The 12,463-nt window shown below is 62.5% G+C and carries 10 protein-coding genes; 3 read left to right on the top strand and 7 right to left on the bottom strand.

What is annotated here, in order from left to right; genetic code table 11:
- Positions 1-3: 3 nt before the first annotated feature.
- Positions 4-981 carry a J domain-containing protein gene (locus AXF13_RS05590; RefSeq protein ID WP_062251976.1) on the top strand — a complete coding sequence of 326 codons (978 nt, stop codon included), beginning with the start codon at positions 4-6 and terminating at the stop codon, positions 979-981.
- A gap of 11 nt (positions 982-992) precedes the next feature.
- On the opposite strand, the gene AXF13_RS05585 is transcribed toward AXF13_RS05590, so the two are convergent.
- The gene (locus AXF13_RS05585; protein ID WP_008684313.1) at positions 993-1,412 is read right to left on the bottom strand and encodes an aspartate 1-decarboxylase; all 420 of its coding nucleotides are present in this window, start codon (positions 1,410-1,412) and stop codon (positions 993-995) included.
- A gap of 137 nt (positions 1,413-1,549) precedes the next feature.
- Positions 1,550-1,972: a hypothetical protein gene (locus AXF13_RS05580; RefSeq protein WP_008684318.1), complete on the bottom strand. Its 423-nt coding sequence runs from the start codon at positions 1,970-1,972 to the stop codon at positions 1,550-1,552.
- Positions 1,973-2,619: 647 nt separating this feature from the next.
- Here AXF13_RS05580 and AXF13_RS05575 point away from each other — a divergent pair.
- The gene (locus tag AXF13_RS05575) at positions 2,620-3,501 is read left to right on the top strand and encodes a DMT family transporter (protein WP_062251975.1); all 882 of its coding nucleotides are present in this window, start codon (positions 2,620-2,622) and stop codon (positions 3,499-3,501) included.
- Between the two features lie 166 nt (positions 3,502-3,667).
- Here AXF13_RS05575 and dapB read toward each other — a convergent pair whose 3' ends face one another.
- The 3 genes from dapB to uvrB all read right to left on the bottom strand — a co-directional run bounded on the left by dapB (position 3,668) and on the right by uvrB (position 8,709).
- Positions 3,668-4,447, bottom strand: coding sequence for a 4-hydroxy-tetrahydrodipicolinate reductase (gene dapB, locus AXF13_RS05570; RefSeq protein WP_062251974.1), 780 nt, complete (start codon positions 4,445-4,447; stop codon positions 3,668-3,670).
- An 8-nt stretch (positions 4,448-4,455) separates the two neighbouring features.
- Positions 4,456-6,591: an NAD-dependent DNA ligase LigA gene (ligA, locus tag AXF13_RS05565; RefSeq protein ID WP_062251973.1), complete on the bottom strand. Its 2,136-nt coding sequence runs from the start codon at positions 6,589-6,591 to the stop codon at positions 4,456-4,458.
- Positions 6,592-6,669: 78 nt separating this feature from the next.
- On the bottom strand, positions 6,670-8,709 hold the full coding sequence (gene uvrB, locus AXF13_RS05560; RefSeq protein WP_062251972.1) for an excinuclease ABC subunit UvrB: 2,040 nt from the start codon (positions 8,707-8,709) through the stop codon (positions 6,670-6,672).
- 65 nt (positions 8,710-8,774) lie between these two features.
- On the opposite strand from uvrB, the gene AXF13_RS05555 reads away from it, so the two are divergent.
- Positions 8,775-9,269, top strand: coding sequence for a hypothetical protein (locus AXF13_RS05555; protein WP_062251971.1), 495 nt, complete (start codon positions 8,775-8,777; stop codon positions 9,267-9,269).
- Here AXF13_RS05555 and aat read toward each other — a convergent pair.
- Positions 9,230-10,012, bottom strand: coding sequence for a leucyl/phenylalanyl-tRNA--protein transferase (gene aat / locus AXF13_RS05550; protein ID WP_062251970.1), 783 nt, complete (start codon positions 10,010-10,012; stop codon positions 9,230-9,232). The genes AXF13_RS05555 and aat overlap by 40 nt on opposite strands.
- Positions 10,013-10,020: 8 nt before the next feature.
- Positions 10,021-12,360, bottom strand: coding sequence for an ATP-dependent Clp protease ATP-binding subunit ClpA (gene clpA, locus AXF13_RS05545; protein ID WP_062251969.1), 2,340 nt, complete (start codon positions 12,358-12,360; stop codon positions 10,021-10,023).
- Positions 12,361-12,463: the final 103 nt, after the last annotated feature.

Below are 12,463 nucleotides of genomic sequence, written 5' to 3'. Positions count from 1 at the left end.
ACGATGCGACGCCGCCCCCGCCAGCTCTCCGTCAAGGAATGCTACGAAATCCTCAAGCTCGACAAGGGCGCGGATCTGCAGGCCGTCAAACGGGCCTACCGCCGTCGCGCCTTTGAGCTCCATCCGGATCTGAACCCCGGCAATGCCGACGCCAGCCGTCAGTTCCAGCTGCTCAATGAAGCCTATGTGGCTCTTTCTGCCGTACTCAAACCGGCCGAGGACGCCAGACACAAGGATCAGGCCCGCCGCGCGGCCCGGGCGGAAGGCCCGTCGGCCTCCGGCGAAGCGCAGGCGGAAGAGCGCCGCGAACAGACGGAACAGCCGACCGGCGCGCCTTCGGGCAACGGCCAGGGAGCGCCGCGCGAGGAAGCCCGGGCTTCGGCACAAGCGAACAGCCAGGCGGCATCCGGCACCTCCCGGGACACGCGGAATGAATCTCAGACGGAGCCCCGGAACGAACCGACTGCGCAGCAGGCCGGAAACGCCTCCAACGCCTACGCCGAACAGGATGTACTGCGGGATCTGCTTAATGATCCTTTTGCCCGGCGTGTCTTTGAGGACATTTACAGCGAGCTGAACCGCCAGCAGGCCGACCAGCATCAGAGTGAAGCCCCCAAGAATGCGGCTCAGCCCCGCCCGGCAGCCCAAGAGAAGAAAAGCACCAAGCTGCACCAGGGCAATCTGGCCTGGGGCACACCCAAATGGAATTTGGACTTCAACAAGGGCGTCAAGGGCGTGGTCAAAGACTGGCTGCGCCGCCAGATTGACGAGGAGCAGAGCCTGACCCTGCCCACAGCCCGGCTTGCTCCGGGCAGGCGCGTGCGCCTGCAGATCCGCCGGGGACTTTCCGGCGAACTGCATACGGTGGAAATCACCCTGCCGCCGGATTTCGCGGTGGGCAAGCCCGTGCGCCTGCGCGGTCTGGGCAAGCGCGTAGGCCCCTGGCAGGGCGACCTCTATCTGACCCTGTACAATGAATAGCCAAGCCCGTTCTACATGGGCTCTTCAACGACGTTGAAGGTAAATTCCCCGCTTTCCTCGCCTCCCACCACATAGCGCAAACGCTCAAGCACGGCGTTACCGGCGTCGAAAGTCAGCACCACAGGCTTTCTGGCATAGATATCTTTGGGGCCGTTGACATACTCCACGGCACTGATGATCAGTTCATCGCCCTGCTGGCAGGTACGCGCGGCCGCGCCGTTAAGGATGCAACAGCGGGAACCGGCCTCGCCGTAGATCACATAGGTGGAAATGCGCTGTCCGCTGTTCTTGTTCCAGATATTGACAAATTCCAGTGGGTAGATGCCCGCCAGGGCGCACTGCTCGGGATCAAGCGTAATGGAACCGTGATAATCCAGCACGCAGCCGGTCACGTGAATGCCGTGCAGCTTGGCCCGCAGAATCTGAAGCATATTTCCGCCTTTGGCTTGGCCGCTCAGGCGCGCAACAACACCGAGAGGTCGCGATCTGAAAAAAGGCCGCGCAGGCGGCCTGGAAAATTCGGGGATATTTCTGTCTGTTCCTGAAGGGATAACGGCGGGCTGGAAGCTCAATAGGCCCGGATGTATTCGTCCATATTTTCCGCGGAGCAGTTGCGGCTGACCCAGAAGGCCGAGGCCCAGACCATCAGGGCGGTGGCCTGCGTGTCGTCCAGCCCTTTGAGTTTTGATTCCAGGCTGGATTTGCTGGCCCCATGGCGCAGATGCACGTTATTGACGTCACAGGCATCCGTCACCCGCAGCAAAAGGTAGGACAGCCGGGTGTGGTCGGGCATCAGCTTCATGTCCTTGTGGGCTTCCACGATGGTTTTCAGCTCGGCCGCGCTGAACATGTGTTTGATGCTGGTAATGGCCCGAAAAAAAGTATCCACCGCCCAAGGCAGAATAAATTCCGCTCCCGCGCTTTTGGTGCGAAAATAATCTTTGAGCCAGCGTTCCTGATCATCATTGATGCGTGCTGCAACCTGCGGCATGGATGCCCCCGATACTTACGTGCGGCCCGGCCTGTGAACCGGGTATCATTTTTATGTTATGCGCCACCTGCTTTCTTGGAGCATGTTTACATTGAAAATGTAAAATGCCCGGCGACTGCAAGACTGCCCCGAAGAGCGGCCGTAGGACCGTGTCCGTTGGCCCGAAGGGCTTACGGGCATCGGGAACAAAGATGCAGACACCCGCGCCCGACCCCAATGAAAATCGCTTTTTTAGAGAATTTCACTTTGAAATTGCTCTAACGCCGCACACGGTGCGGCGCGCCGCGAAGCGGCGTGGATTCCGGCGAAAACCACGTTTTTCGCCGGAATGCCAACTTTGAAATTTGTAAAATTTCAAAGGTAATCTGCTCCAGAACGCCAGCCATTCTCGCAGTGCGGCTTGTGGGTGGCGACAGCAGCGATGAGGTAAGGGCAGCGTCACAGCTTTGAAAATAAACACTTTCAAAACGCATCTGTTTTAGTGGCTACACTACCTTGCAGAAAAATTCAAGACATGATCTAGACATGATTTCAGAAACATTTCCAGTTGGTTCCGCCTGTACGGCGGACGGCCCACTTGCTTGCGCAGCGCGGAGCTTCAGCGCACACGATCAGAACCCTGCCCAGGGCGGACTTGAGGAGGAGCCATGACGCCCCGATCCGAAGGAGAAACGGACGCTTCCCGCGCGCTCAAATCCGCCCTGCTGCGGATGCACGCCGCCACAGTACTTTTCGGCCTGTCCGGCATTTTCGGCAAACTCTGCGCCTGCTCTCCGGCCATGCTGGTCTGCGGTCGGGCGTTTTTTGCCGTGGGCGCGCTGAGCCTGCTCTGCCTGGCTCGCCGTCATGCGCCCTGGCAGGGGCTGCGCTGCCGGGATCTGGCGGGGCTTGCCCTGAGCGGCACGCTGCTGACCGTCCACTTCGTCACCTTCTTCATGGGCATTCAGTTGGGCGGCGTGGCCGTGGGCACCTTGGGCTTTGCCTGCTTTCCGGCCTTCACGACCCTGTTCGAGGCGCTGGCCTATCGGGAAAAGCCCAGCGGGCGCGAATACGCCTGCATGTTTCTGGTCAGTTGCGGCCTGGTGCTGATCACGCCCAGTTTTTCCCTGGCCGACGCCGCTACCGCCGGTCTGGCCTGGGGCGTGCTTTCCGGCGCGGTCTACGCCCTGGTGGCTATCGCCAACCGCCGTACAGCCACCAATATGTCCGGCACCCAGGCCTGTTGGTGGCAGAATCTGGTCATTATCGTCTGCCTGCTGCCCTTTACCGCCGAACAGTTTTCGTCCGTTTCCGATCTGGACTGGCTCTGGATCGCCTGCCTCGGGCTGATCTGCACGGCTCTGGCCTACAGCCTGTACGTCAGCAGTCTGGCCGCGCTCAAAGCCCGACGGGCGGCCGTAATCATCAGCCTTGAGCCGGTGTACGCCATCCTGGCGGCGTGGCTGCTGTTCGGAGAAACGCCGGGCCCGCGCATGATCGCGGGCGGCCTGCTGATCGTGGGTACGGTGCTGCGCATGAACCGGGCGTAAGGGGGAAGTCGGGCATGTTGCGCTTGAAAGTATCGCGTGAAGCGAATTCGCCTTGCGATACTTTCACGGAAAATCCGCAAAAGCGTTTGGATATTTTTAATACCCGGCCCTGCAAAAAGGCAGCCCCATTGGACTGCCTTTCAAAAGCTCTCGTGTGTCGATGTCGTCAAAACATATCCTGCATGCCGTAAAGCTTCCCCGGCTTTTGTCGGGACAGCCAAGCGGCGGCGCGCAGGGCCCCCTGGGCGAAAGTCTCGCGCGAATGGGCTTGGTGGCTCACTTCGATGCGCTCGCCGGGTCCCATGAAATAAATGGTATGCACGCCCACCACATCGCCGCCCCGGATGGCCTGGATACCGATCTGGGCCTTAGGCCGCTCGCCGATAATGCCGTCGCGGGAGGAACAGCGCACGTCCGGGAGCTTCCAGCCGCGCGCCTCGGCCAGGCATTCGCCCAAGGTCAGAGCCGTGCCGCTGGGAGAGTCCTTTTTGCGGTTATGGTGCAGTTCCACCATTTCGATGTCATAGCTTTCGCCCAGAGCCTTGGTCAGTTCCGGCAGGATTTTCAGCAGTACATTGATGCCGATGCTCATGTTGGAGGACCAGAAAAGCGGCGCTTTTTCAGCCAGAGCACGCAGTTCGTCCTTCTGCTCCCCGGTGAGGCCCGTGGTGCCGATGACCAGGGCGTGCCCGGTACGAGCCGCCACGCGCGCCGAGTGCAAGCTGACGGCCGGAGCCGTGAAGTCAATGACCACCGCGCCCGGAACCTGCGGCAGCAAAGCCTCCAGCGAATCCGCCACCGGGCAGCCTGCCCCGGACAGCGCGTCCAGGTGTTCCTTGCTGTCCACCAGACCGGCCAGCGTGTATGCCGGATCGTTGGCTGCCAGACCGCTGATGGTTCTGCCCATGCGCCCGTTGGCGCCCACGACGATAATGGCTGTACTCATGTGTGGCCTCACTCTGTTGCATGGTCCAGGGGTATTCCCGAAGCGGCGAGCAGTTCGCGGAAGCCCGCCTCGTCCAGCACGGCGATGCCCAGAGCACGCGCCTTGTCCAGCTTGCTGCCCGGCTTGTCGCCCACCACCAGAAAATCCAGTTTTTTATTCACACTTCCCGCCGGAATGGCCCCGGCGGCTTCGGCCAGATGCTGGGCCTTGCCGCGCTGCAGAGAGAGCGTGCCGGTGAAAAGTATGTTTTTGCCCTGTAACGGCCCGGCCTGCGTTTGCGCCGTCTCCGCGCTGTTCGCGTCCGCCAGCGGGCTCAGGGGCCAGAGCCCCAGCTCGCGGAAGCGCTCCAGCTGCGCCCGGTTGGCCGGGCTTTCATAAAAGTTACGGATGGAGGCCGCCACCTCCGGCCCCACGTCGGGCAAGGCCTGCAAGGTTTCGGCGTCGGCCCGGCCCAGATCGTCCAGATCGCGGAAATGTCCGGCCAGCAGGCGCGCGGTCTGCTCGCCGACATGACGGATGCCCAGGGCGCTGATCAGGCGCGGTAACGTGGCCGTATGCCTGGCCTCGTCCAGAGCATCCACGAACTTTCGGGCCAGCACCTCGCCCATGCGTTCAAAGTCCAGCAGCTCTTCCGCCTTCAGTGTAAACAGGTCCGCCGGAGATTGCACCCGGCCCGAGGTCACCAGTTGCGCGATCCATTTCTGGCCCACTCCCTGGATATCCAGACCGGCCTTGGATACAAAATGGCTGATGGCGCGCAGGCGCACCGCCGGACAGGAGAGATTGTCGCAGCGCCAGGCAGCCTCGCCGGGCTCGCGGTGCACGGCTTCGCCGCAGGCCGGGCAGGTGTGCGGAAAGACGAATTCCACGGCGTCGGGCGGACGCCTGGACAGCACCGGCCCCACCACTTCGGGGATCACGTCCCCGGCGCGCTGCACAATGACCGTATCACCCACGCGCACGTCGCGGGCGCGGATCTCATCCTCATTATGCAGGGTGGCCCGCGAAACCATGACCCCGCCCACGGGCACGGGCTCCAGTACGGCCACGGGCGTAAGCACGCCGGTACGGCCCACCTGAATGTCAATGCCCGTGAGCCGGGTTTCAGCCTGCATGGCCGGAAATTTGAAGGCCACGGCGAAACGCGGCGCGCGTGCCGTGAAGCCCAGCGCCTCCTGGGCTTCCAGATTATCCTCTTTGGCCACGGCTCCGTCGATTTCCATGGGAAAATCCTGACGGTGTTCGCGCACCCAGGCCGCGTAGGCTTCCACCTCGTCCGCTCCGGCGCAGAGCCTGCCGTCGGGGGGAGTCAGAAAGCCGTAGGCCGTTAAACGCGCCATGAGTTCATGCTGAAACAGGCAGGGTTTCGCCGGCGCCCAGTCCGCTTCGCCCAAGCTGTAAGCCAGAAAGCGCAGGGGACGGGATTCGGTAACGGAAATATCCAGCTGCCGTAAGGTGCCGGCGGCGGCGTTGCGCGGATTGGCAAAGGTTTTTCGGCCCAAGGCCTCCTGCTGGGCGTTGAGGGCCTCAAAGTCCTTTTTGAACATGACCACTTCACCGCGTACTTCCAGGCGGGCCGGGAAGGGCCCCTCTCCCCGCAGGCGCAGGGGCACGGTGCGGATGGTGCGCACGGCTTCGGTGACCACTTCGCCGATTTCACCGTCGCCGCGGGTCAGGGCTTCAATCAGGAGGCCGTTCTCATAGATAATTTCCAGAGCCAGGCCGTCCAGCTTGGGATCACACCAGAAGCCCAGCGGCAGAGGGCCGTTAAGTTCCGTATCCCAGGCGCGCTGCATGCGCTCCACGAAGTCGCGCCAGTCCTCGTCGGAAAACACGTTGTCCAGGCCGTACATCCGGCGGCGGTGTGCCTTTTTGGCCAGACCATCAAGCAGCCTGCCGCCCACCCGCAAGGTGGGCGAATGCGGGCTGCGCAGGCCGGGCCAGCGCTCTTCCAGCTCCGTCAGCTCCCGGAACAGGGCATCGTACTGTTCATCGCTGATCTCCGGCGCGTCCAGAGTGTGATAGAGATAATTATGGCGCTCCAGCTCGGCGCTGAGCCGACGGGCGCGCTCTCGCTCCTGCGCCGAAGGCTGCGGTGCGAGAAGCGAATGCTGCTCGACAGGGGGCTTGTTCTGAGGGGACATAGGAAAAGCCTTTAGCACGTACTGACTAATAAGGATTTCTGGCCGTTGCCAAGGTCAGAGCATTAATCAGCACTTCCTTTATTCGGGAAGGGCAATAAGCCGGGCGCGCAAAGCGCGGATGCGGTCACGCAGTTCCGCGGCCTGTTCAAATTCCAGATCGCGCGCGGCCTGGCGCATTTCCTTTTCCAGCTTGAGCACCAGGGCTGCCGTATCTTCGGCGGTGAGCGGCGCGGCATCAGCCTTGCCGTTGGCTTTACCGTTACCGCGCCCCTTGCCCCGGCCCTTGGCCGCATCGTTATCCACATACAGCGTATCCAGCGGAGATTCAAGACTTTTTGTCGTACTCCGGGGAGTGATGTGGTGCTCTTCGTTGTAGGTCGTCTGCTTGGCGCGTCGGCGGCCGGTTTCGTCCATGGCGGCCTTCATGGAGGCCGTCACCTTGTCGGCATAGAGAATCACCCGGCCTTGGGCATTGCGCGCGGCACGGCCGAAGGTCTGGATCAGCGAGCCTGTGGAGCGCAGAAAGCCTTCCTTGTCCGCGTCCAGAATGCAGACCAGGGAAACTTCCGGAATATCCAGGCCTTCGCGCAGCAGATTAATGCCCACCAGCACATCGAACTCGCCCATACGCAGGGCCCGGATAATCTGAAGACGCTCCAGGGTCTCGATGTCCGAATGCAGATAGCGCGCCTTTACGCCCATATTGCAACAGTATTCGGTCAGATCCTCGGCCATGCGCTTGGTCAGGGTGGTCACCAGCACGCGCTCGCCGCGCGTAACCCTGGCCCGGCACTCGCTGAGCAGATCCTCCATCTGGCCCTTGACCGGGCGGATCTCCACTTCCGGGTCCACCAGACCGGTGGGGCGGATGATCTGTTCGGCCACGATGCCCTGGGCCTGGTCCATCTCGTAGCGGCCCGGCGTGGCGGAAACATACACCACCTGATTGAGCAGGGAGGTAAATTCGTCGAACTGCAAAGGCCGGTTGTCCAAGGCCGAGGGCAGGCGGAAGCCGTATTCCACCAGGGTCTGCTTGCGCGAACGGTCGCCTTTGAACATGCCGCCCACCTGGGGAATGGTAATGTGCGATTCGTCCACAAAGAGCAGAAAATCGCGCGGAAAGTAATTGAGCAGACAGGACGGCGGCTCGCCGGTTTTGCGGCCGTCCAGATGGCGAGTGTAGTTTTCAATGCCGTTGCAGTAGCCCAGTTCCTCGATCATTTCCAGATCCAGCTGGGTACGCTGTTCCAGGCGCTGGGCCTCCACCAGCTTGCCGTGCTCCTTGAAATACGTGAGCCGCGCGGCCAGTTCATCGCGGATGTCCCCAGCCGCGCGCTTCAGGTTATCCTGGGCCGAAACGAAGTGGCTGGCCGGATAGAGCACGGTTTTGCCCACTTCGGCCAGCACTTCGCCGGTGAGCGGGTCGATTTCGCGCATGGCGTCAATATCGTCGCCGAAAAACTCCAGACGCAGAGCCCGCTCGTGATGATAGGCCGGAATGATTTCCAGAGCGTCTCCGCGCACCCGGAACGTGCCGCGGTGAAAGTCGTAGTCGTTGCGCTCGTAATGCACTTCCACGAGACGGGTGATCAGATCGTCCATGGGCAGGCGCTGCCCCACTTCCACGGGAATGACCATCTTGGCGTAGTATTCCGGCGAACCCAGGCCGTAAATACAGGACACCGAGGCCACGATGACCACGTCGCGCCGGGTCAACAGGGCGTGAGTGGCCGCATGGCGCAGCTTGTCGATATTGTCGTTGATGGAGGAATCTTTCTCGATGTAGGTATCCGAGGCGGGCACATAGGCCTCGGGCTGGTAGTAGTCGTAATAGCTCACAAAATATTCCACGGCATTGCGCGGAAAAAGCTCGCGAAATTCATTGTAGAGCTGAGCGGCCAGGGTTTTATTGGGCGCAAGCACCAGGGCCGGGCGATTGCAGCGGGCGATCACATTGGCCATGGTGAAGGTTTTGCCCGAGCCGGTCACGCCCAGGAGCACCTGCGCGGGCACACCGGCCCGGATATTGTCGGTCAGGGCGGTTATAGCCTCAGGCTGGTCGCCCATGGGCGTGTAGCCGGTCTGCAAACTGAAAGGAGTGGTTGACTTATCTTCCATAGAGATGGCTTTTGGGGTAAAAGGGAGGCGTTGGAACACGCCACACAAACAAGACAGGAACGATTATGGAAAAACAGAGTATTGCCGCGCCGTCCGATGCCCTGCTGGACAGGGTTTATATTGTGGCCGCCACCCTGAGCGCCTTCAAGGGCCGCCGCCATGTGGAAGTGCACATTTTCCGCCACGGGGCCACGGAAGAGGAGCTGGCGGCCCTGCAAGGCAAAAAGCTGGTGGGCCCGCCCGATCCGGCGGTGCCGCCCCAGGTGTTGCAGGGCGCCACCAAGGAAGCCGCCCTGCGCTGCATTCTGGAAGCCTTTACTGAAGAGGAAAGCCGGGCCCTGGTGGACTACCTCGAACAGCGCTATGCCGAGCACATTGAAAAAATCACCGTCTGCCCGCTGGATCTGCCGGTGCCGCTGGGCGTGGCCCCGCTGAGCGGCATTCCCGAGGGCAAGAGCACGGGCTTCATCCGCTTCGAGGCCGTGCCCAACTATCCCCTGCCCTTTGTGGCGCGCGGCTTCTACGATCTGGCGATCCACGAACCGTTGATGGCGGAATAGGAGTAGCCCGTTTTCCAGGGGGCCCAAGGAACGGCGCGGATTTCCCGCCGAAGGGCGTCCGGCTCCCTTGCCTCTCGCTCTTCCCGCCATCCCTCGGCGGCCAGCGCCCTTGCCAGCCGCTCCCGAAACGCCGCCCTCGGCAGCATGACCCCGCCCATCCGCATGATGTGCGGGGTCTCTTGCTGGCAATCCAGCACTACGGCCCCGCGCAGCCGTAACAGTGCCACCAGCCCGGCCAAGGCCGCGCGGGAGGCTTCGGATTCACGGTGAAACATGGACTCGCCGAAAAAGGCCCGGCCCAAGGCCACTCCGTACAGACCGCCGACCAGTGCGCCCTCCCGCCAGGCCTCCACGGAATGTGCATAACCCAGGGCGTGCAGACGTTCATAGGCCGCGATCATCTCCGGCGTGAGCCAGGTGCCGTGCCCATTTGCGCGCAATCCGGCGCAGGCCCGGATGACCTCGCCGAAGGCCGCATCCAGGGTAAGCTCAAAGGGGCGGCGGCGCAACGCGCGGGCGCTGCGGGACGGCAGGCAAAAATCCTCCAGGGGCAGCACGCAACGCGGATCAGGCGACCACCAGAGAATGGGCAAGCCCTCCTCGTACCAGGGAAAAATTCCCAGGCTGTAGGCCGCCAGCAGCCGCGCGGGTTGCAGATCACCGCCCGCGCAGAGCAAACCGTCCGCGCGGGCGGCCTCCAAAGGAGGAAACTGTGCGGCCAGATCCGCGAACGTGCCGCTCATGCTCCCGTTCAGGCCTCCACCGGCGCGCGCGCGGCCCTGGCTCCCGCGCGCGTGGGACGCGCGACGGGCGACGAGGCCGAAGTGACAAGGGACAGGGCGTCGTCCTTGAGCGTCAGCCGGGCACTGCCGCCCTTTTTCAGAGCTCCGAACAGCAGCTCGTGGGCCAGGCGGTCCTCCAGCTCGTTGCGCAGCAGGCGGCGCAGAGGCCGCGCGCCCATGGCCGGATCAAAGCCCTTGAGGGCCAGCCACTGCCGGGCCTTGTCCGTCACGCTGAGATTGACCTTGCGCTGGGTCAGGGTGACGCGGATTTCGGCCAGGAACTTGTCCACAATGCGCAGCATCATTTCCTGAGACAGGCTGTGGAAAGGCACCAGTGCGTCCAGGCGGTTGCGGAACTCGGGCGTGAACAGGTTTTCCACGGCCTTGAGGCCCTTGCGGGCCGCGTCCTCGGGCGCGGCCTGTCCGAAGCCGATGGCCGAACGCGACATCTCAAAGGCCCCGGCATTGGAGGTCATGATCAGAATGACATGCGAAAAGTCGGTCTTGCGGCCCGTATTGTCCGTGAGGGTCGCATAGTCCATAACTTGAAGCAGTACATTAAAGATGTCCGGATGGGCCTTTTCCACCTCGTCCAACAACACCACGGAATACGGAGCCTTACGTACCGCTTCTGTCAGCAGGCCGCCCTGATCAAAACCCACATAGCCGGGAGGCGAGCCGATCAGCCGGGACACGGAATGCTTTTCCATGTATTCGCTCATGTCGTAACGCAGAAACTCCACACCCATGAGCTTGGCAAGACTGCGGGCCACCTCGGTTTTGCCCACGCCCGTGGGCCCGTAGAACAAAAAGGCTCCGGCCGGGCGCTGTTCCTGCCCAAGACCGGCGCGGGCGCGCAGAATGGCCCGCACAGTGAGCTCAATGGCTTCGTCCTGGCCGAAGACCAGATGCTTCAGGTCCCGTTCGAGATTCGCCAGGCGCGCGCGTTCCCGCCCGGAGACCGTGCGCAATGGAATGCCCGCCATGCGGGCCACCACCCGCTCCACATCGGCCATGCTCACGGCCGGGCGCGTTTCCCTGCCTTGGGGGGCGTCGGGAAGAGCGCCCTGCCGCAGGCGCACGGCAGCCCCGGTTTCATCCATCACGTCAATGGCTTTGTCCGGCAGCAGGCGGTCCCGCACGTGGCGAGCGGAAAGCTCAACCATAGCTTTAAGAACAGAAGGGCTGTAACGCACCCGATGGTGTTCCGCATAGCGGCCTTCCAGGCCTTGCAGGATAGCCAGACAATCCGTGACGTCCGGCTCATGCAGATCTATGCGCTGAAAACGCCGGGCCAGGGCACGGTCCTTTTCCAGATGGTTGCGAAACTCTTCATAGGTAGTGGAGCCGATGCAGCGGATCTCACCGCCGGCAAGCGCCGGTTTCAGCAGATTGGAGGCATCCATGGAGCCGCCGGACGTGGAACCGGCCCCCACGATAGTATGGATTTCGTCGATAAACAGAATGGCCTCGGGCATGGCCTTGAGGGCCTGCACTATGGCCTTGAGGCGGCCTTCGAAATCACCGCGGTAGCGGGTTCCGGCCAGCACCAGGCCCATGTCCAGGGCAAACAGCCGGGTATCGGCAAACATCTCCGGTACCCGGCCCTCTGCGATGCGCAGGGCCAGGCCTTCGGCCAGAGCGGTTTTGCCCACGCCCGGATCGCCCACAAAAAGCGGATTGTTCTTGCGGCGGCGGCAAAGCACCTCAATGGCGCGGTCCAGTTCCTGCTCCCGGCCCACCAGGGGGTCAATCTTGCCTTCCCTGGCGCGGGCCGTGAGGTCCACGGTATACTGGGCCAAAGGATCGCCCTTGGCCGCGCGGGCATCGCCGGACGCGCCGTCCGTTTCTTTTTCCTCCACGCCGCGCGAGCCGCCGCCTTCGTCCAGGCCGTGCGAAATGAAGGTCAACACGTCCAGGCGCTCCACCCCCTGCTTGCGCAGGAAGAAGAGCGCGTAGCTCTCATCTTCGTCCATGATGGCGATCAGCAGGTCGCCCAGCTCCACTGTATCGCGGCCCGCAGAACGGATATGGTTGAGCGCGCGTTCCAGCACGCGCTGCACGCCGTCGGTCTGGGTGACTTCATACTTGCCGGGCTGGTCCACCACTTCCAGTTCCGTACGGAAAAAACCTTCCAACTGCTCGCGCAGCACGGCCACGCTGGCCCCGCTGCCCTCCAGAATAATCCGGCCTTTCATGCTGTTGGTCAGGGCGTAGAGCACATGTTCCACTGTCAGCAGATCATGCCTGCGCCGCTGCACTTCCATAAGGGCGTCCCTCAGGACGCTTTGCACGCTTTTACTCAGCATATTTTCTCCCTCCCGCCACAGCCGAAGTCGACTGCGGGGAGCTGTTCCGGCGGCCCGGCCACATGCCGTGCCAAACTACGGCGGTCCGGTCCGCCGCGCCGTT

Source organism: Desulfovibrio fairfieldensis, assembly GCF_001553605.1.
Taxonomy (GTDB): Bacteria; Desulfobacterota; Desulfovibrionia; order Desulfovibrionales; family Desulfovibrionaceae; genus Desulfovibrio; species Desulfovibrio fairfieldensis.
Note: the sequence above shows the minus strand (reverse complement) of the source record. Positions and strands in the feature narration are given on the sequence as shown.